The sequence below is a fragment of the Flintibacter sp. P01028 genome, from assembly GCF_041925235.1.
In the GTDB taxonomy this organism is placed as follows: Bacteria; Bacillota; Clostridia; order Oscillospirales; family Oscillospiraceae; genus Lawsonibacter; species Lawsonibacter aceti.
In genome coordinates this window covers 42,573-61,728 of the sequence record NZ_JBHEVC010000005.1, presented here as the reverse complement: position 1 = coordinate 61,728, position 19,156 = coordinate 42,573, and the positions used below count along the sequence as shown (strand labels likewise).

Here is a 19,156-nt window from a genome sequence, read left to right as displayed (position 1 = left end):
TGTCCCACCGCTGCCGTGACAGTTTATACCGTCCAGTAGGTGGAAGGTCAAGGGGAAATTTGTATTCCAGTGGGGGAGAGGGCATAAAAATTCCTGCCCGGTGAAACCGGGCGGGAATTTCGGCCTTATGGCTCCCCCTCCAGGGACTGGATATGGTTCCGCAGCACCTGGCGGATATAGGCGGGAAGGCTGTATGAGTTCTGCTCCGCCAGACGGGCCAGCGCCTGGTAGCGGTCCAGTGGGAGAACGACGGTCACCGACTTTTTCGGATCGTCTACATGGGGACCTCTGTACATAAAATCACCTCCTGGTAGAACATGATACCAGATGGTAAGGGAAAGGGTGGGATTTAAGGGTATTTTCCTTAAAAAAGCTGCCGCGTCCTTAATCCCTTCAAAGAAAAGAGGAAAATATAAAAGTGCCGCCGGAGCTCCGGCGGCACGATGCGACGATTAAAGGGATGGAGAAAGTTTCGGGTCCAGGCAGTTCAGAATAGCCGCAGCCACACCGTCCTGTCCATTGTCCGCAACGACCCGGAGGGCCAGGTCCTTGACGGCCTGGGAGGCGTTGCCCATGGCGATAGGAACGCCAGCCGCCTGGAGCATGGCCAAGTCGTTGTCGCTGTCCCCCACGGCGGCGCACTGGTCCAGGGGCACGCCGTACCGCTGGGCCAGCTGGGCCAGAGCAACCCCCTTATCCACCCCGGCGGGCACCACCTCGAAATCATGGTCGTTGGAGGAGGTCAGCTCCAACCCCTCCAGGGCCCGCAGCTCCTCCAAGGGATAAGCCGGCTGATTCCAGTCCCCGTGTACCTTGGTCAAGGGCAGGCGGTGCTCCTCCAGATAGGCCAGGGGGTCCTCCACCACCACGGCGTTGTCATGAAAGACTGGATAGGGATAGGTCCGCAGCAGGGACTCCTTGGAGAAGGGGTCCAGGACGATCTCCTCCCCGGCGAAAATCATCAGCTCGATCCGCCGGCCCAGACACAGCTCCAGCACCCTCCGCCCCGTGTTTTGGGGCAGGTCCTGGCGCTGGAGGACCTGGCCAGTGGAGCTGTCCGCCAGCGCCGCCCCTCCCAAAGCAGATACCAGATCATCACACCCGGCCTGCCTGGCGAAAAAGCAGGCCTCAGGGATGGGACGGCCAGTATTCAGCACTACCCGAATCTCAGCGGCCCGGGCCAGGGCGATAGCCGCCTTAGAGGCCGGGGTGATCTGGCCCTGTGGATCCAGCAGCGTGCCGTCCAGGTCCAGCGAGATGAGTTTTACCATAACAGATTCCTCCTAGATCGAGAGGTCAGAGAGGCCTTCGGCCGCTCCCACCATTTAGAAAAACAGACTGCCCGCCTGATACACCAGCAGAGATACCACATAGGCGCAGCCTACCTGCCAGGCGATGGAGAACCAAGCCCACTTGGGGCTGTTCATCTCCTTGAACAGGGTGGATACGGCGGCCACACAGGGGACGTACAGCAGAATGAACACCAGCATGGAGAAGGCGGACAGGGGGGTGAAGCCAGCCATGGCCGCTGCCACCGCTCCGCTGGAGGCGGTGAGGGAGAAGCCGTAGAACATGGACAGGGAGGACACCACCATCTCCTTAGCGACAAGCCCGGTGAGCAGGGCAACAGCGGCCTGCCAGTGGCCGAAGCCGCAGGGGGCAAAGATGGGGGCGATGAGGGAGCCCAGAGTACCCAGCATACTCTGGCCGGCGTCCTCCACCATGCGCAGAGAGAAGTCGAAGGACTGGAGCAGCCACAGCACCATGGACATGAGAAGGATGAGGGTGCCTGCCTTGATGAGGAAGCCCCGCACCTTCTGCCACACATGGGTGAGCATATTGGACAGGGAGGGGAGGCGATAGGGGGGCAGCTCCAGTACAAAGGGGGCGGGCTCCCCGGCGAACAGGGTCTTTTTAAAGAACAGGCCGGACAGGATGCCCGCCGCCATGCCGATGAGATACAGCCCAAAGACCACCAGTCCGGCGTAGGGGCCGAAGAAGGCGGCGGATAGCAGCCCGTAGACGGGCAGCTTGGCCGAGCAGGACATGAAGGGAACCAGTAGAATGGTCATCCTCCGGTCCTTCTCGTTTTCCATGGTCCGGGCCCCCATGATGGCGGGCACCGAGCAGCCAAAGCCCATGAGCATGGGGATGAACGCCTTTCCAGACAGTCCGAACCGGCGGAGCAGGCGGTCCATGATAAAAGCGGCCCGAGACATATAGCCCGAGTCCTCCAGGAAGGACAGGAAGAAAAAGAGCAGGGCGATCTGGGGCAGAAAGGTGAGCACGCCCCCCACCCCGGCAATGATGCCGTCGCACACCAGGGACACCAGGACCGGGGACACTCCCGCCCCGGACAGCGCCCCGGAGAGCCAGCCGGATAGACTGTCCACGGCGGCCCCCACCCCGTTGGACAGCCAGGAGCCAAAGGGACCAAAGGTGACGACAAACATAAGCAGCATAGTCAACAGAAACAGGGGAATGGCGAACAGGCGGTGGGTGACCACCTTATCCACCTTCTCGCTGAAGGTCAGCTCGCCGGGACGGCCGCCCTTGACCACAGAGGCGGCTACCACCTTTTCGATGTACTGGTAACGGCTGTCGGCAATCAGGGTCTCCCGGTCGCCCAGGTCACTGGATCCCTCGTACTCGGCCACTACCGCATCCAGCAGGCCGGACACCCGTGCGGGCAACTTCAGGGCCTTGGCTACGATGTCGTCTCCCTCCAGCAGCTTGATGGCGGCCCAGTGGGCGGGCAGCCCGGCGGCGTAGGCGTAGTCGTGGATCAGCTCGCCCATCCGGTGGTGGATGTCATGGGTGAAGCTGTCGTACAAATCGTCAGGTTCGATTGTAAAGCCCAAGTGCATCTGACGGTGGGCGGTGTGGAGCAGGGTGTCCAGCCCCTCGCCGGTTCGGGCGGTGATAGGGACTACGGGAATACCCAGCTCCTTGGACAGCCGGGCCACGTCGATCTGGTCGCCCCGTTTAGCAACCTCGTCCATAAAGTTCAGCGCCACCACCATGGGCCGCTCCAGCTCCAGAAGCTGGACTGTGAGGTACAGATTGCGCTCCAGATTGGTGGCGTCTACGATGTCGATGATACAGTCCGGCGCCTCGCCGATAATAAAATCCCTGGCTACGATCTCCTCCATGGAATAGGGGGACAGGGAATAGATGCCAGGCAGGTCCACCACCGTCATGGACTTATCGCCCAAACGGGCGGTGCCCTCCTTCTTTTCCACGGTGACACCGGGCCAGTTTCCTACATACTGGTTGGAGCCGGTGAGGGCGTTGAACAGAGTAGTCTTGCCGCAGTTGGGATTGCCAGCCAGAGCCACACGCATAGACCGACTGTCGTGGGCGGCGGCGTCATAGCGGCCGCCGTGGGCCTCCAGCTCATGCTCGTGGTCCCGCAGCTGCCGGCGGGCGGCTTCGGGATCTGGACCGGTCTGGAGGGTGGTCCCTCCGGCCCGCCGCAGGCGGGGCTGCCCTATGACGATCTGTTCGGCGTCCGCCCGGCGCAGGGACAGCTCATAGCCCCGGAGGGACACCTCCAGGGGGTCGCCCAGAGGGGCGATTTTATTTACCTTCACCTGGGTGCCGGGGGTCAGCCCCATATCCACTAGCCGGCGCTTCACTGCCCCGGACTGATTGCCCACAGACAGGATCGTGCCGCTCTGGCCCGGAGCCAGGTCATTGAGAGTCTTCCGCTGCACTGTCGTTTCCATCCAAGTTTCCCTTCTTTTGAAACGGTCTGCTATCACGAATCGGTTAATCTTCTCCTAACGTCATTGTAATGGAAAGGAGGGCTTTTTGCAAGGCCGTGCCTCTCCCTTTCCCTCCTCTGAACGGAAAAAGAGAGCGCCCTTTTGGGCGCTCTCTTGTGCAGTTTGTTCCATCGGGAAGACTTACTGCCGCAGTTTAGCCACAGCCTGGGCCAGCCGCTTGCAGCCCTCCACGATATTGTCATAGCTGTTGGCGAAGGAGAGGCGGAGATATCCCTCTCCGCCGGGACCAAAGACATCGCCGGGAACCAGGGCGATCTTGGCCTCATCCAGCAGATAGGAGGCCAGCTCGGCGGAGGGTTTTCCCAGGGATTTGCAGTTGATGAAGATGTAGAAGGCGCCCTTGGGGCACAGACAGCTCAAACCGGGAATGTCGTTGATGGCCTTGACGGCATAATCCCGGCGGCGCTGATACTCCTTAACCATGTCGTTGACCTCGTTCTTCTCGTCACGGAGAGCTGCCACAGAGGCCGTCTGGACGAAGGAGGGGGCGCAGGTGGTGTTATGCTGGTGGAACTTGTTGAGGACCGCGATATAGGCCTCGGGGGCGGCCACATAGCCCAGGCGCCAGCCGGTCATGGAGTAGGCCTTGGACATGCCGTTCATGGTGAAGGTCCGCTCCTTCATGCCCGGCAGGGAGGCGATGCTAATGTGCTTCTCCCCATCGTAGATGAGCCGCTCATACACCTCGTCGGAGATGACTAACAGGTCCTTCTCGATGGCCAGGTCGGCTAGGCCCTGGAGGGTATCCTGGGACAGAACGCCGCCAGTGGGATTGTTAGGGGTGATGATGACCACGGCCTTGGTCTTGTCCGTCACCTTGGAGCGCAGCTCGGCCAGGTCCATTTGGTAGCCATTCTCCTCCTTCAGAGAGTAGGTGACGGGGACGGCGCCCAACATACGGGGCACATTGTGGTAGTTGAGCCAAGCAGGGTCGGGGACCAGGATCTCGTCCCCCTCGTCCAGAATAGCGGCCAGAACAGCAAAGACAGCCTCGGACAGGCCTACGGTGACCAGCACCTCGCTGGCCTTATAGTCCACATTGTTCTGCCGCTTCAGCTTGTTGGCAATCTCCTGCCGCAGCTCCAGAGTGCCGAAGTTGGAGGTGTAAAACACGTCCCCCTTGTCCAGAGCCGCCTCAGCCGCCTTCTTGATATATTCAGGGGTGTCAAAATCGGGACGGCCAATTTCAAAATGAATGACATGCTCCCCGGCCCGCTCCATAGCCAGAGCCTTCTCATTGACTTTTCGGATGCCGGAGGGGGCCAGTTGGTCCATTCTGGCTGAAGTTTTCAGTTCCATAGCGATGATTCTCCCTTAAAATGTTAAATTGTACCCGCCGCGGAGAGGAATCCTCTTGCTGGACGGGGGGACATTCTGATATAATTCTAGCAGGTGCCGGCCGCGATGTAAAATAGCAAATCGTTGAAGGCACTATATGATTTTCCTTATAGAGGGCTGCTATGACGGATTATAAAGAGTACATTTACGCCATATATCAGGAGAAGAGCTTTTCCAAGGCGGCAAAAAAACTATATGTGTCCCAGCCCTGGCTGAGTGCCACAGTGAAAAAGGTGGAGCAGCAGCTCCAGATCCCCCTCTTTGACCGGAGCACCAACCCTATCAGTCTTACCGATGCGGGGCGGTACTATATTGAGCAGATCGAGCGCATTATGGCCATCGAGGAGGAGATGCAGCGGCATTTCAACGAGATGCGCAGCGTCAACAATGTGGAGCTGCACATTGGCAGTTCTATGTTTTTCTGTACCTATGTGCTGCCTAAGCTGCTTACCGACTTCTGCGCTCTGTACCCCCAGGTCACCCTAACCTTCACCGAGGGGACTACCTCTGGCCTGACTGAGAAGCTGAGGGCGGGCCAGCTGGACTTTTTGCTGGAAGCGGAGTGCCCCTCTGGTAGCGATATACAGACCTTTCCCTGGGCGTCAGAGCAGATTATCCTGGCGGTTCCGGCCCACTATGAGATCAACCAGCGGCTGGAGCCCTACCGATACACCTTTGAGGGGCTGCTCCGACGGGACGAGCTGGAGCACAGGCGTCCGCCAGTCCCACTGCACCATTTCAAGGACGAGCCTTTCCTTTTGCTCAAGCCGGACAACGACGTCCACGACCGGAGCCTGACCCTGTGCCGGAATGCCGGATTCACCCCCAACGTATCCCTGTACCTCAGCCAGATGATGACCGCCTATTACCTGGTGTGCGAGGGAAAGGGAATCACATTTCTGCGAACCACTATCCCAGAGTTTGTCACTCCCACCAGTGGCGTGGTGTTCTATCTGCTGGACGACCCCCAGGCATTCCGAAACATCTATTTATCCTACTCTAGGAACAAGACCAGCCCAATTCATCGGCAGCTCATCGAATTTATGCGCGGCGAAAGCCCAGGGAAGAACTGGTCCCGCCGGTGAGTGCCGCCGGACTTGTAATCACAACTTTTTCCCACAATTATCCCTGGAAAGCCTTGTTTTAGCGGAAGAAAGATGCTAAGATGGGGAAAAAGACCAGACAGAGTCCCTGTTTCCCGCTTTTGAACTGTGACGAAGGATCGATGTGAAAAAGGAGATGTTGTGTACCATGGCGCTGAAAAATTTTGATCAGATCGTGGAGCAGGCTAAGAGCGTTCAGAAGCCTAAGACTGTCGTTATCGCCGGTGCGGACGCGGAGAATATCCTGCTGGGGGCCTTTATGGCTCAGGAGGCCGGCTTTGTATTTCCCGTCCTAGTGGGCGAGGAGGAGAAGGTGGTCCCCATGCTGGAGCGGCTGGGGATGAAAGACAGGCCCTACCGCCTGGTACCCACCCAGCCTGGGGAGAATGTGGCCCAGACGGCGGTGGATGTGGTCAACCGGGGCGAGGGGGATATGCTCATGCGGGGCAACACCCAGACCCGGGAGTTCCTGCTGCCCCTCCTGGTGCCGGAGAATGGGCTGCGCACCGACAAGCTGCTGGCCCACATTGACTTGGTCTGTATGCCCGAGTATCCCAAGGTCATAGCCATCGGAGATGTCACCGTCACCATTGAGCCCAATCTTCAACAGAAAAAGACCATCATCGCTGACATGGTGGATATGCTGAAGACTGTGGGTTATGAGAGGCCCAATATTGCCCTGCTATCCATGGTGGAGAAGGTCGCCTTCCATATGAAGGACACCATCGAGGCCCAGGAGCTGGTCCGAGAGCACTGCCGGCACCCCATCGCGGACTGCCAATTGGTGGGCCCTATCGCCTATGACCTGATCCTGTCCAAGGAGGCCGCCCGGTTGAAGGGCTACGACTGTCCCTTGTGTGGGGAGTTCGACGGGATCGTCGTTCCCAGTCTGCTGGCGGGCAACCTGATTGTCAAGTGCTGGCAGATGCACGCCCACGCCCAGACCTGCGGCGTGGTCATCGGGGCCAAAATCCCTGTGGCCCTCACCTCCAGAAGTGATGACAAAGAGGTGGCCTTCCACTCCCTGGCCTTCTGTACTGCCCTGTCTCAGAAGGCCTGAACTGGACCGAGAGTTCCCGGCCGGCGTCCGCGCTCCAGCGGCCGCCGGCCGGTTTTCATTTTGGTAGGCTGGAACAAAAATATCCCCCGGATAAAAATGATATCATATGAAATAAGAGAATGCCCGGTTGCCATTGACAACGGCTGGGCCTTGTGATACTTTTTTGAATATAGGAAAAGTGAAGCTGTCAAGATTTTTGCAATCGAGGCAGGAAAAACGCTGGAAAGCAGAAACTTTTTGCCGAACTATGAAAGACAAGGAAGGAATGCTTTGCAGAACAGCGAGAAGATGTGAAGGAGGAGATCCCTTTGAGCCGATTGTCCATCGAAACGCCGGGGCGGGCCCAGACCGTCCTTTCGTGGCTCAGTCGGGACATGGAGCGCAGGATCAGTGCCAGCTCCTCTGGCCTGTGTCCTGTGGACATGTCCCTGAATTTTTTGCGGCTGTGCCACGCCCAGACCTGCGGCAAGTGTGTTCCCTGCCGGGTGGGGCTGAACCAGCTGGCCATCCTGATCGAGCAGGTGCTGGACCGCACCGCTACGCTGGAGACCATCGACCTGATTGAGAGCACTGCCCAGGTCATAGCCGATTCCGCCGACTGCGCCATCGGCTATGAGGCTGCCCACATGGTGCTCAGGGGAGTGCGGGGCTTTCGGGAGGACTATGAGGAGCATGTGGTCCACGGCCGCTGTATCTGCGGCCTGAGCCACCCGGTGCCCTGCGTGTCCGTCTGTCCGGCCCATGTGGATGTCCCCGGCTATGTGGCCCTGGTCCGGGAGGAGCGGTACGACGACGCGGTCCGCCTGATTCGGAAGGACAATCCCTTTCCCTCCGCCTGCGCCTATGTGTGCGAGCATCCCTGCGAGGCCCAGTGCCGCCGCCGGATGGTGGATGACGCGGTCAACATCTGCGGGCTGAAGCGGTTTGCGGTGGATCACGCCGCCCCTGCCGCCCCGCCGGAGCGGGCGGCGGACACTGGAAAGACAGTTGCCGTCATAGGCGGCGGCCCAGGCGGCATGACCGCCGCCTATTATCTGTCCCTTATGGGGCACCAGGTGACGGTGTATGAGCAGCGCCCTAAACTGGGCGGTATGCTGCGGTACGGCATCCCGGACTACCGTCTGCCTCAGGAGATCCTGGACCGGGATATCGACCACATCCTGTCCGCCGGAGTCCGAGTCCATACTGGGGTGTCCATTGGCAGAGATCTGACCATGGAGGACATCCAGAAGAGTTTTGACGCGGTGTACATCGCCATCGGCGCCCACAACGACAAAAAGCTGGGGCTGGAGGGGGAGGACTCCCAAAACGTCATCAGCGCTGTGGAGCTGCTCCGGGGCATTGGCGAGGGCCAGGTCCCGGACTTCACGGGAAAGAAGGTGTGCGTCATCGGCGGCGGCAACGTGTCCATGGACGCCACCCGCACCGCCCTGCGCCTGGGGGCGGACAGCGTCACCTGTGTCTACCGCCGCCGGGTGGAGGACATGACCGCCCTGTCTGAAGAGATCGAGGAGGCCATGGCCGAGGGCTGCCAAATTCTGCCCCTCCAGGCCCCCGCCCGCATTGAGGCGGACGAGGAGGGAAAGGTGGCCGCCCTGTGGACACAGCCCCAAATCATCAGCCGCTATGGCCGGGATGGCCGGCCCGCTCCGGCCGGCGCCCAGACAAAGGAATTCCGCATCCCCTGCGACTACGTCATCGTGGCCATCGGCCAGGCCATCGAGGCCCAGCCCTTCGAGGCGGTGGGCATTGCCACACGCCGGGGGGCCATCCAGACCGACCTGACCAGCTCGGTCCCAGGCGTGGACAACGTCTTTGCCGGCGGCGACGCCGTGTCCGGCCCAGCCACCGTGATTCGGGCCGTGGCCGCCGGAAAGGTGGCCGCCGCCAACATTGACAACTATCTGGGCTTTGACCACAAGATCCGCTGCGATGTGGAGATCCCGCCGGCCCATATGACCAACACCCCGCCCTGCGGCCGGGTGAATCTGAAAAACCGCCATCTCTCCTGTTACAGCGGGGACTTCTCTCTGCTCAAGGAGGGCATGACACTGGAGGAGGCCCAGCAGGAGGCCAGCCGCTGTCTGCGCTGTGACCACTTCGGCTACGGTATCTTCAAGGGAGGGAGGAACACGGAATGGTGACGATGACCATTGACGGACTGACTGTCCAGGTGCCGGAGGGCACCACCATCCTGGAGGCCGCCAAAACGGCCCACATCCGTATTCCCCACCTGTGCTACCTGAAGGGGATCAATGAGATCGCTGCCTGCCGGGTCTGCTGCGTGGAGGTGGAGGGGGAGCGGGCCATGGTCACCGCCTGCAACAACCCGGTGAAGGAGGGAATGGTGGTCCACACCAATTCCCCCCGTGCCAGGACCACCCGGCGGACCAATGTGGAGCTGATTCTGTCCCAGCACGACTGCAAGTGCGCCACCTGCGTCCGCAGCGGGAACTGCCAGCTTCAAGCGATTGCCAATGACCTGGGCATCCTGTCCCTGCCCTATGAGAGCCAGCTGCCACGGGGACTGCGGGGGGCCTGGACCACCACCTTCCCCCTGTACCATGATTATAATAAGTGCATCAAATGCATGCGCTGCATCCAGATTTGTGACAAGGTCCAGTCCCTGTCCATCTGGGACCTGGCGGGCACCGGCGGCCGCACCACCATCGACGTGTCGGACAACCGGGTCATTAAGGACTCGGACTGTGCCCTGTGCGGCCAGTGCATCACCCACTGTCCCGTGGGCGGCCTGCGGGAGCGGGACGACACCCAGCGGGCCTTTGCCGCCCTGGCCGACCCGGACAAGATTACCGTGGTCCAGGTGGCTCCCGCCGTCCGTGCCGCCTGGGGCGAGGCATTTGGGCTGAAGCGGGAGGAGGCCACCATGGGCCGCATGGCCGCCGCCCTGCGGCGGCTGGGCTTCCAATATGTGTTTGACACCAACTTCGCCGCCGACCTGACCATTATGGAGGAGGGCAGCGAGTTCCTCCACCGCCTCCAGGCCGGGGGGCTGACCCGCTGGCCCATGTTCACAAGCTGCTGCCCCGGCTGGGTCCGGTTCCTGAAGAGCCAATACCCGGAGCTGACCCATCAGCTTTCCTCCGCCAAGTCGCCCCAGCAGATGTTTGGCAGCGTGGCTAAGAGCTGGTTTGCTCAAACGCTGGGGGTAGCGCCGGAAAAAATCTTCTGCGTGTCCATCATGCCCTGTGTGGCCAAAAAGGCGGAGAGTGAGCTGCCTACCATGGCGGTGGACGGCCGCCCGGATGTGGACCTGGTTCTCACGACCCGGGAGCTGGTCCGTATGCTCCGGGCCGACAAGCTGGACCCCGCCCTCCTGCCGGAAGAGGAGCCGGACAGCCCCTTGGGCGTCCACACCGGGGCCGGAGTTATCTTCGGGGCCACCGGCGGCGTGATGGAGGCGGCCCTGCGGACAGCGGCCTATGTGCTCACAGGGAAAAACCCGGACCCGGACGCCTTCGCGGCGGTCCGTACCGGGCCCGGACTGCGGGAGGCCGCCTTTGAGCTGGCCGGCACCCCTGTGCGCTGCGCCGTGGTCAGCGGCCTGGGCAGCGCCCGAAAGCTCATCGAGCGGCTGAAGGCGGGCAAGGTCCATTACGACTTTGTGGAGGTCATGGCCTGCCCCGGCGGCTGTGTGGGCGGCGGCGGTCAGCCCATCTCCGTAGAGGACGAGGAGCTGTATGGCGTCCGGGGCCAGCGGTTGTACGACCTGGACCGGGCGGAGCCCATCCGCTTTTCCCACGAGAACCCCCAGGTCCAAGCCCTGTACCGGGACTTTCTGGGCGCCCCGTTGAGTCAGAAGGCGGAGGAGCTGCTTCACACCGACCACAAGGCCTGGGAGATGCCCGGCCAGCGCCAATAGAGAGAAATAGAGCGGAAAACTGCCCGGAGCGCCCCGTTGGGGCGCCCCGGGCAGTTGGGATATAGAGGAAATTGGGTTCAAGGCGGCCTCCCATGGGAGGCCGCCTTTTTCGTGCTGGGTTCAGGCCGGGAAGCGGTAAAAGTCCGTCCCGGCGCCGGGAGTGGCCGCTATGCTCGGCGGATTCTGGCGCTCATACAGGTCGGGCTTGAGATAGTCGGGGTAGAATTTCAGGATGGCGTTTTTCAGGGCGGCGATGTCGATTTTGTCCGCCCAGTCCCGCTCCCCGTACTCCAGCAGCTCAAAGAGGGGGATGCAGCTCACCTCAAAGGGATAGAAGCAGTAGCCGAAGGTATTGTCCAGCCCCCGTTCCCGGTCGGTTGGCATGAGGGCGGCAAAGACCCTGGTGTGGAACATCAGATCTTCACGGATGGGGTAGGCCAGGGCCAGCACCCAGCCGGCGTACTCAGTCTCCAGCCAGTAGAGCCCGTTCCCCAAGCGGTCGTGGCGGAGAGGCGGTCCCCAGGGTGTGTCCGTGGGGACCGGGAGCTGGCCGAAATATTCAGGGCAGACCTCCATCCCAAAGACCCGGTCCCCCAGCAGAGATTCCGCTTCCGGTAGAGGAAGGCCGTGGTCAGCGAGATATTTGTGGGCCTCATACCGGACCACGTGCTGGCCCTTGTCGTAATAGTCGTTGGCCTCGAAGATCAGGGCGCCGTCGGGCAGGGGGGCGCCGTAGGCCCTGGCCTCCGGCGAGATAGCTGGGGAGCTGGCCGTCACGACCATGTACTGGGCCACAAGAAAGGTATAACGCTCCAACAATCTGGCGGAGGCGTAGTATACCCCAGGGCACAGTTCCTCGGCGTCGATGAGGGAGCCATATTTCTCCTCCACCCCCTGAAAGCTGAAAGGAAGCTCCTCAAGTTTGGTATGACTTTCTGACATGGCGATGTTTCCCTCCTTGTATCTACTAGGGCATAAAATATTTTATATTATACTACCATAGGGGGATAATATCTACTATAAGGGATTAAAATTTTCTCCTTAAGGGGATAAAATTACCCCATAGGGGGGATGGCCGAAATGGAAAATGAAACCCTAAAAGAAATTGGAAAAAGACTTTTGTCCGCACGAAAGGCAAAAGACTATACACAAGAGCAAGTAGCGAATTTAACTGGCCTCTCCATTAAGATGATTTCTGCGGCGGAGAATGGACATAAGGCCATGCGGCCAGAGAATATTATCAAAATATGTGAATGTCTTTCCATTTCTACGGATTATTTATTGTGTGGAGAATCCGCTAGGCTAAGTACGTTGACAGACTATGATGAAATCAAGAAGCTGTCGCCAAAACAGCGGGAAGCTCTATCAAAAATAGTTGAGGATTTTCTTTCCGCATTTGAATAAAGAGCACCCGCAGGCCGAATAGCCTGCGGGTGTTTTGCTGTTTAGGCGAAATACCGTCCTTTCTTATAGGGGCGCGTATTGCGTGACCGTCATATTTCAACAGAAGCGGCCCCTAGTGGCGGTTTGGTTCCTTTTCCGCCATGGGCAAAGGAACCCGCCGCTGTCTCTCTATGCCCAGCGCATCCCCCACATCGTATTTTTAATAAAAACGCCTGCCCCTCTCAAATGGAGGGGCAGGCGTATCAGTTTGAGATAAGGCTTAGAAGATGCCCTGTGCCATCATGGCGTCAGCGACCTTCTGGAAGCCCACGATGTTTGCGCCGGCTACCAGGTCATAGCCCAGGCCATAACGCTCGGCAACTTCCACGGAGGAGTGGTAGATGTTCTTCATGATGCCCTTCAGCTTGGTGTCCACTTCCTCAGCGGTCCAGTAGAGGCGCTCGGCGTTCTGGGCCATCTCCAGCTCAGACACGGACACGCCGCCGGCGTTGACGGCCTTGGAAGGAGCGACCACCATGTGCTTCTGGCTCTTCAGGAACTCCAGAGCCTCGTTGGTGGTGGGCATATTAGCCACCTCGATGTAGTATTTCACGCCGGACTCAGCGATCTTCTTGGCCCAGTCGAGGTTGACATCGTTCTGGGTAGCGGCGGGCATATAGATGTCCACGTCCTTGACGCCCCAGCACTTGGCGTTGGGAACGAACTCGCAGCCGAACCGCTCGGCATAGGGAGCGCAGTGCATAGGATCCTTGGCGCGCATCTCCAGGATGTAGTTCAGCTTTTCCTCGGTGTCCACGCCATCAGGATCGTGGATGTAGCCGTCAGGACCGGCGAAATAGGTAACCTTGGCGCCCAGTTCAGCGGCCTTCTTCATGATGCCCCAGCCCACGTTGCCGTAGCCGGACATGGCGATGCGCTTGCCCTCGATGGACTCGCCGTCGTGCTTCAGAGCCTCGCACAGATAATAGACAGCGCCGAAACCAGTGGCCTCGGGACGCATGATGGAACCGCCGGTGCAGACAGCCTTACCGGACAGAGCGCCGAACTCGGCGGCGCCCACGATGCGGCGGTACTGACCGTACATATAGCCGATCTCACGGCCGCCGCAGCCCAGGTCGCCGGCGGGGCAGTCGATGTCCTGGCCGATGTGGCGGTACAGCTCGGTGATGAAGGCCTGGCAGAAGCGCATAACCTCGGCGTCGCTCTTGCCCCGGGGATCAAAGTCGGAGCCGCCCTTGGCGCCGCCGATGGGCAGGCCGGTCATGGCGTCCTTGAAGACCTGCTCAAAGCCCAGGAATTTAATGATGGACAGGTTTACAGAGGGGTCAAAGCGGATGCCGCCCTTATAGGGGCCGAGGGCCGCGTTGTACTGCACACGGTAGCCGCGGTTGACGTGCCAAACGTGGTTGTCATCCTCCCAGGTGACACGGAACTCGATGGCGCGCTCAGGCTCCACCATACGCTCCAACAGAGCGGCCTTCTCATACTCGGGATGGGCGTTGATGACGGGCTCCAGAGAAGACAGAACCTCCTCCACGGTCTGCAGGAATTCGGGCTCGTTGGCATTTTTGGCCTTGGTATCGGCCAGCACGCGCTCAATGTACTTGTTCATTGTGACATTCCTCCTGTTATAATATGTTGTACGGGATGAATTGACAGATTACTTGCATTTTGCCGAGATACAGAGATTTTCGCTAGGAAAATCCTGAATCAAGGTCCTTTATATGTATAGCATATCATAAAAAATGGAAGAGTAAAGCAAGATTTTTGTGGAGGTTACCACAGCTAAATGACTGTGGCAGAAGAAAGCAGCACCAAAAAACGGCCGTTTCAACAAAAAGAAACGGCCGTTTTTGGTGAATATGCAAGTTTTCAGTCAAAGGCTAGTCCCAGGTAGCCCGTGGACGACCAGTCCCAGCCTTCCGCCCCTTCCGAATCCAGCCATTTCAGCATCCCGAAGGGGACCGGAGAGCCCTCCCGGACTGGGGAGCGGACCTCCAAAATGGAGGCCCCCAGCAGGGAGAGCAGGCGCCCCTTCTCCTGGACAAAGCCGGCGGCCTGGGGGCCGGCCAGCAGCTCTTTTACCACGGCCTTCTCCTGGCTGGCCCACTCCACACACAGCAGGGCGGGACCATAGGGGGTATCAGCCCGGTAGAGCCCGCCGCCGCCCAGGGCACAGCAGCCGGCCTGATAGGTGAGAGCGTCCTCGGGATAAAAAATATGGGGAATATCCTCCAGCAGCTCCTCCCGCAGAGCGCCGTAGCCGGCTGGGGACAGCGCCTCCAGGGAGAGGGACGGCGGGACAGGGGAGCCGGGGCGCTCCGCATTTAGTTGGCTGACCTGGCTCTGGTGAACAAAGCACTCCCGAAAGCCGTTGGCCCCAAAAAAGCTGTGGAGGCTGGGTTCGGCCGGGACGGTGGTGACCGCGGGGATAGACAAGGTGCGGAAATACTCGTCCGCCCCCTTCAACAGCCGGGCGGCCAGCCCCTTTCCCCGGCAGTCCGGATGGGTGGCCACGGCGTAGAGGTAGGCTGCCCGGAATTTTCCCCGGCCCGGCACCACAAAGACGGTGTCGAACCAGGCGGTCATAGAGCGGACCTGCCCCTCCTTCTCCAGTACCAGCACCCGGTCCGGGCGGTAATAGGTGTGAAAAAAATTGTCCACATAGGCCCCGTCGTCGCCAAACGCCAGGGACCAGAGCGCCCTCAGGGCGGGGATGTCTGCGGGAAAGGAAAGTCGTGTGTCCATGTCGGTTCCTCCATTGTAAAGATAAAAAGGCCTCCGGAGGGAGGCCTTGGGGTATGAATCAGTACCCAGGGTACACGTCGCTCTTTTTTGGCATGATGATGGCACAGATCAGATAGGCCCAGAGACCCACTGAGAAGGCAAAAAAGGCGATGACCCAGCCCACCCGGACCAGAGTGGGGTCGAGGTCAAAGTATTCCGCCAGACCACCGCACACGCCGCACAGCATTTTATAACTGCCCTCGGTCCGATACAATCGTTTAGATCCCATCAAGTATTCCCTCCAATGTGATATGAGATGACTTCCTCTTTCTGATACCAGCATACGCCAAAGCCGGTGAAAAATCCATGGGAAAAAGATTAAAAGAAGATAAAAAGCGGATGGAAATGCCAATCACTATCGGCGGTACAGCCAGGCCTTGCGGACGAGCAGGGCGGCGGAGATGGTGAAAAACACCTCCAGCGCCGAGGAGACCATCTGGGGGATGAGAAACAGGACCCCGCAAATGCCTACGATAATAAACCAGGCCCGGAGCAGGGGAACATACCGGTCCGGCTGACGCCGGTATAGGGCGAGCAGGGCGACCAGCAGGGCCAGCATCAAGAGGACACAGGCCAGAGCGGCCAGGATCACATGCAAGTCGGCGTATCGGGGAAACTGCTCCGGGAGATAGGGGATGGCTAGAGCATAGCAAAGGGACAGGCAGGCGGCCAGGGTGAGCAGAATGGCGGCGGTTTGAGCCACACGGCTGCGCAGAATGGAGGCCAGCTTCATCAGCATCAGGAAGAAATAGCCTCCCGCCAGCACGCCCCAGTAGAGAAAGCCCCGGTAGTGGTCCGGCCCGGTCACCGCGATGACGGAAAAATTGGTGGAGAACCAGGCCCGACTGCCCGCAAAGAGCAAGGTATAGGCCGGGATTAGAAAGCAGGCGAACAGATTCAACAGGAGGCCGCTCCGCCGTGGACCGCCTCTCATGGGCGCTCCACGGCGGCCACCAGGTCGCCCCGCTCATTAAAATATACCTTGCGGATATCGCTGCCGGTGACCTTCTGGATATCGTCCAGCCGAAGCCCCTCGGTAATAGTAGATACCAGGGAGAAGGCGACCCCGTGGCGCTTGGCCCGGCCGGTGCGGCCGATGCGGTGGATATAGTATTCGTTCTCGTCCGGGACATCATAGTTAAAGACGGCGTCCACATCGTCGATATCCAGCCCACGGGCAGCCACATCGGTGGCTACCAGTACCCGGAGCTGGCCGTCTCGGAATTTCTGGAGCGTCTTTTCCCGCTGGCGCTGCTGGATATCGCCGTGGATGGCCTCGCAGGAGATGCGCCGCATGGACAGCAGACCGGCCAGGCGGTCTGTCATGTTTTTGGTGTTGCAGAAGGCGATGACACGCTCATAGTCGCCCATGTCCAGCAGCCGGGCCATAGTGTCCGCCTTCTCCCCCCGGTCTACATCCAGGCGGTACTGGGCGATATCGGGCTTGTTGTCCTGATCAGCGTGGACGGTGATTTCCACCGGGTCCCGCTGATAGACCCAGGAGATGTCCATTACTTCCCGGGAAATGGTGGCGGAGAACATCCCCAGGTTCCGGCGCTGAGGCATTTTGTCCAGAATGTGGGTCACATCCCGGACAAAGCCCATGTCCAGCATCCGGTCGGCCTCGTCCAGCACAACAGTTTGAACCTGGTCCAGCCGGACTGTGTGCCGCTTCATGTGGTCCATCAGGCGGCCGGGAGTGGCCACCACGATCTGGGGGGACTTTTTCAGCTGGGTGATCTGCTTTTCAATGGGCTGCCCGCCATAGAGGCAGACTACCCGCACGCCCTCTTTAAAGGCGCACAGGTCCCTTAGCTCGTCCTGGATCTGGATGGCCAGCTCACGGGTGGGGGCCAGCACCAGGGCCTGGACCGCGCTGCTCTCCGGATCAATGTGCTCCACCATGGGGATGCCAAAGGCGAAGGTCTTTCCAGTGCCCGTGGGAGCTTTGGCGATGACGTCCTTCCACTCCATGAAATAGGGGATGGCGCCGGCCTGGACAGGGGTGGCCTGAACATACCCCTTCTTCTCGATGGCCCGCATCAGTGCGGGAGAGAGGTCCAGCTGGGCATACCGGACCGATTCGTTGACAGATGTTCCGTTGATCTCCATGTTTGTTGTTCCTTTCTGTGTTCGTGGATGTGATCCAAGGCCTTCCAAACAGACACAGAAAAAACGCCCTTCCCGGCGCGGCCCCGAATCAAAAAGGACGAAATACATCGCCCCCAATATTATTCCATAATAAATTATAACGTTTTCTCTGCGGTTTGTCCATCTTTTTCCAAAAAGAGAGAACCGGCCCCATCCCAAGGACAGAGCCGGTTCTTTCAAGAAGGAATCGAGAATGAGAGAAGGATCACCAGCCGAAGCTTCCAAAGGGCCACTGGTAGTAATAGCCGCCATTCGGGTTCTGCTGCTGGCCCTGCTGTGTGTTCTGCTGGTTCTGGTTAGCAGCCTCGGTCTCGGCATTTTTCTCGTCGAAGGTGACGGTCAGCTTAACCTCCTGCTGCTGGCGCACCACGGTGAGGGTGGCGGTGTCCCCGGCCTTGTAGTCGGAGGACAGGGCCGCTGTCAGAGCGGAGGGGGAGTCCACTGCGGTGTCGTCGATGGCGGTAATGATGTCATTGACCTGCAGGCCGGCCTTCTGGGCGCAGGAGCCCTCGGCCACATACTCCACTACCGCGCCGGCGGGGATGCCATAACGCTGAACGCTCTCGTCAACCACGTTAACTTGGACGCCCAGATAGGGCTTGCCGGTAACATAGCCGTGCTCGATGAGGTCAGAGATAATTTCCTTCACGTCGTTGATAGGGAGCGCGAAGCCCAGCCCCTCGGCGGACACACCGGAGGTGGACTCTGTATACTTGGCAGACACGATACCTACCACGTTGCCATAGCTGTCGAACAGAGGGCCGCCAGAGTTGCCGGGGTTGATGGCGCAGTTGGTCTGAAGTACATTGAGGGTAGTGGTTTCGGTCTGACCGTTAGCATTTTTGCTGGAGGTGGTGATCAGCCGGTCTAGGGCGGATACGATTCCATCAGTGAGGGTATAGGTCAGCTCACCCAGGGGGTTACCTATGGCGTACACGCTTTCGCCTACCACCAACTGGTCGCTGTCGCCCAAAGTCACAGGCTGTAAGCCGGCAGCTTCGATCTTCAGTACGGCCACGTCGTTGTCCTTCTCACCGCCCACCAGTTTGGCGGTATATTTGTCTCCGTTGGAGAAGGAGACCTCAATGGTGACAGAGGAATCATTGACCGCCTCCTCAATGACGTGGTAGTTGGTGACAATGTAGCCGTCCTGGGTCAGTACAAAGCCGGAACCGCTGGCGGCGGAGGTGGTGGTCTGACCAAAGATGTTCACCGTGGTGTTTACCGTGATGCCGACGCAGGAGGGCAGGTTGGCGGCATATAGCTGTTCGGGCGTCATGGGCTGGCCGCTGTTGGTGTTGACCATCGTATCCACCTGGGGGCGCTCCCCCTCATAGATTACGGTATCGGGGGCGGTCAGACTTTGGTACACGGCCGCGCCGCCAACGCCCGCTCCGCCGCCCACAACAGCGCAGGCCAGCAAAAGAGCGGCAATACGCTTGCCGCGCCCCTTTTTCTTTGGGGGCTCGCTGGGATGAGCAGGACCACCAGAGGTGGGAATGGGGTCGGTATAGTCGCCGAAGCCACCCCGGTAGCCGTCGTTTTCACTGTTATAAAAGCTGAAGTCGGGATACTCCATGTAAATGCACTCCTTTCAAGAAGGGCCTTGGGGCCGCCCCTCTTTGAACTGTGGATATCATAC

Annotated in this window: 16 protein-coding genes; 5 read left to right on the top strand and 11 right to left on the bottom strand. The window is 59.7% G+C overall.

Going from position 1 to position 19,156, the window contains the following annotated elements; all coding sequences use genetic code 11:
* Positions 1-125: 125 nt before the first annotated feature.
* The 4 genes from ACEVJK_RS09595 to ACEVJK_RS09580 form a co-directional block, all read right to left on the bottom strand.
* Positions 126-296, bottom strand: coding sequence for a hypothetical protein (locus ACEVJK_RS09595; protein ID WP_262669012.1), 171 nt, complete (start codon positions 294-296; stop codon positions 126-128).
* A gap of 156 nt (positions 297-452) precedes the next feature.
* On the bottom strand, positions 453-1,271 hold the full coding sequence (locus ACEVJK_RS09590; RefSeq protein WP_147572768.1) for a Cof-type HAD-IIB family hydrolase: 819 nt from the start codon (positions 1,269-1,271) through the stop codon (positions 453-455).
* Between the two features lie 54 nt (positions 1,272-1,325).
* A complete protein-coding gene (gene feoB, locus ACEVJK_RS09585; RefSeq protein ID WP_262669009.1) occupies positions 1,326-3,728 on the bottom strand; it encodes a ferrous iron transport protein B in 2,403 nt (800 codons plus the stop codon).
* A 180-nt stretch (positions 3,729-3,908) separates the two neighbouring features.
* Positions 3,909-5,087, bottom strand: a complete 1,179-nt coding sequence (locus ACEVJK_RS09580; RefSeq protein WP_147572764.1) for a pyridoxal phosphate-dependent aminotransferase — start codon at positions 5,085-5,087, stop codon at positions 3,909-3,911.
* A gap of 161 nt (positions 5,088-5,248) precedes the next feature.
* On the opposite strand from ACEVJK_RS09580, the gene ACEVJK_RS09575 reads away from it, so the two are divergent.
* From ACEVJK_RS09575 to ACEVJK_RS09560, 4 genes are all read left to right on the top strand, one after another.
* Positions 5,249-6,211: a LysR family transcriptional regulator gene (locus tag ACEVJK_RS09575; protein WP_147572762.1), complete on the top strand. Its 963-nt coding sequence runs from the start codon at positions 5,249-5,251 to the stop codon at positions 6,209-6,211.
* Between the two features lie 166 nt (positions 6,212-6,377).
* Entirely contained in the window at positions 6,378-7,289 is a 912-nt protein-coding gene (locus tag ACEVJK_RS09570) for a phosphate acyltransferase (protein ID WP_186852336.1), read from the top strand.
* A 308-nt stretch (positions 7,290-7,597) separates the two neighbouring features.
* The gene (locus ACEVJK_RS09565; RefSeq protein ID WP_374740440.1) at positions 7,598-9,433 is read left to right on the top strand and encodes an NAD(P)-binding protein; all 1,836 of its coding nucleotides are present in this window, start codon (positions 7,598-7,600) and stop codon (positions 9,431-9,433) included.
* A complete protein-coding gene (locus ACEVJK_RS09560; RefSeq protein ID WP_340405384.1) occupies positions 9,427-11,172 on the top strand; it encodes an NADH-dependent [FeFe] hydrogenase, group A6 in 1,746 nt (581 codons plus the stop codon). The genes ACEVJK_RS09565 and ACEVJK_RS09560 overlap by 7 nt, the downstream gene beginning before the upstream one ends.
* A gap of 120 nt (positions 11,173-11,292) precedes the next feature.
* Here the strand turns inward: ACEVJK_RS09560 and ACEVJK_RS09555 are convergent, their stop codons facing one another.
* Positions 11,293-12,114 carry a hypothetical protein gene (locus tag ACEVJK_RS09555; RefSeq protein WP_374740439.1) on the bottom strand — a complete coding sequence of 274 codons (822 nt, stop codon included), beginning with the start codon at positions 12,112-12,114 and terminating at the stop codon, positions 11,293-11,295.
* 138 nt (positions 12,115-12,252) lie between these two features.
* On the opposite strand from ACEVJK_RS09555, the gene ACEVJK_RS09550 reads away from it, so the two are divergent.
* On the top strand, positions 12,253-12,576 hold the full coding sequence (locus ACEVJK_RS09550; RefSeq protein ID WP_374740438.1) for a helix-turn-helix domain-containing protein: 324 nt from the start codon (positions 12,253-12,255) through the stop codon (positions 12,574-12,576).
* 259 nt (positions 12,577-12,835) lie between these two features.
* Here the strand turns inward: ACEVJK_RS09550 and gdhA are convergent, their stop codons facing one another.
* The 6 genes from gdhA to ACEVJK_RS09520 form a co-directional block, all read right to left on the bottom strand.
* Positions 12,836-14,188, bottom strand: a complete 1,353-nt coding sequence (gene gdhA / locus ACEVJK_RS09545) for an NADP-specific glutamate dehydrogenase (RefSeq protein WP_147572750.1) — start codon at positions 14,186-14,188, stop codon at positions 12,836-12,838.
* 260 nt (positions 14,189-14,448) lie between these two features.
* Complete coding sequence (locus ACEVJK_RS09540; protein WP_374740437.1) at positions 14,449-15,324, bottom strand: GNAT family N-acetyltransferase; 876 nt, start codon at positions 15,322-15,324, stop codon at positions 14,449-14,451.
* A gap of 58 nt (positions 15,325-15,382) precedes the next feature.
* Positions 15,383-15,592 (bottom strand): PspC domain-containing protein, encoded by a 210-nt coding sequence (locus ACEVJK_RS09535; protein WP_147572747.1) that lies wholly within the window; start codon positions 15,590-15,592, stop codon positions 15,383-15,385.
* A gap of 126 nt (positions 15,593-15,718) precedes the next feature.
* Entirely contained in the window at positions 15,719-16,297 is a 579-nt protein-coding gene (locus ACEVJK_RS09530; protein WP_374740436.1) for a hypothetical protein, read from the bottom strand.
* Positions 16,294-17,475, bottom strand: a complete 1,182-nt coding sequence (locus ACEVJK_RS09525) for a DEAD/DEAH box helicase (protein WP_147572744.1) — start codon at positions 17,473-17,475, stop codon at positions 16,294-16,296. Before ACEVJK_RS09525 ends, ACEVJK_RS09530 begins: the two co-directional genes overlap by 4 nt.
* Positions 17,476-17,719: 244 nt before the next feature.
* Positions 17,720-19,093 (bottom strand): S1C family serine protease, encoded by a 1,374-nt coding sequence (locus tag ACEVJK_RS09520; protein WP_374740435.1) that lies wholly within the window; start codon positions 19,091-19,093, stop codon positions 17,720-17,722.
* Positions 19,094-19,156: the final 63 nt, after the last annotated feature.

Coding starts and splice junctions, on each gene's coding strand:
- ACEVJK_RS09595 (WP_262669012.1), bottom strand. CDS start 296: ATGTACAGAGGTCCCCATGTAGACGATCCGAAAAAGTCGGTGACCGTC.
- ACEVJK_RS09590 (WP_147572768.1), bottom strand. CDS start 1,271: ATGGTAAAACTCATCTCGCTGGACCTGGACGGCACGCTGCTGGATCCA.
- feoB (WP_262669009.1), bottom strand. CDS start 3,728: ATGGAAACGACAGTGCAGCGGAAGACTCTCAATGACCTGGCTCCGGGC.
- ACEVJK_RS09580 (WP_147572764.1), bottom strand. CDS start 5,087: ATGGAACTGAAAACTTCAGCCAGAATGGACCAACTGGCCCCCTCCGGC.
- ACEVJK_RS09575 (WP_147572762.1), top strand. CDS start 5,249: ATGACGGATTATAAAGAGTACATTTACGCCATATATCAGGAGAAGAGC.
- ACEVJK_RS09570 (WP_186852336.1), top strand. CDS start 6,378: ATGGCGCTGAAAAATTTTGATCAGATCGTGGAGCAGGCTAAGAGCGTT.
- ACEVJK_RS09560 (WP_340405384.1), top strand. CDS start 9,427: ATGGTGACGATGACCATTGACGGACTGACTGTCCAGGTGCCGGAGGGC.
- ACEVJK_RS09555 (WP_374740439.1), bottom strand. CDS start 12,114: ATGTCAGAAAGTCATACCAAACTTGAGGAGCTTCCTTTCAGCTTTCAG.
- ACEVJK_RS09550 (WP_374740438.1), top strand. CDS start 12,253: ATGGAAAATGAAACCCTAAAAGAAATTGGAAAAAGACTTTTGTCCGCA.
- gdhA (WP_147572750.1), bottom strand. CDS start 14,188: ATGAACAAGTACATTGAGCGCGTGCTGGCCGATACCAAGGCCAAAAAT.
- ACEVJK_RS09540 (WP_374740437.1), bottom strand. CDS start 15,324: ATGGACACACGACTTTCCTTTCCCGCAGACATCCCCGCCCTGAGGGCG.
- ACEVJK_RS09535 (WP_147572747.1), bottom strand. CDS start 15,592: ATGGGATCTAAACGATTGTATCGGACCGAGGGCAGTTATAAAATGCTG.
- ACEVJK_RS09530 (WP_374740436.1), bottom strand. CDS start 16,297: ATGAGAGGCGGTCCACGGCGGAGCGGCCTCCTGTTGAATCTGTTCGCC.
- ACEVJK_RS09525 (WP_147572744.1), bottom strand. CDS start 17,475: ATGGAGATCAACGGAACATCTGTCAACGAATCGGTCCGGTATGCCCAG.
- ACEVJK_RS09520 (WP_374740435.1), bottom strand. CDS start 19,093: ATGGAGTATCCCGACTTCAGCTTTTATAACAGTGAAAACGACGGCTAC.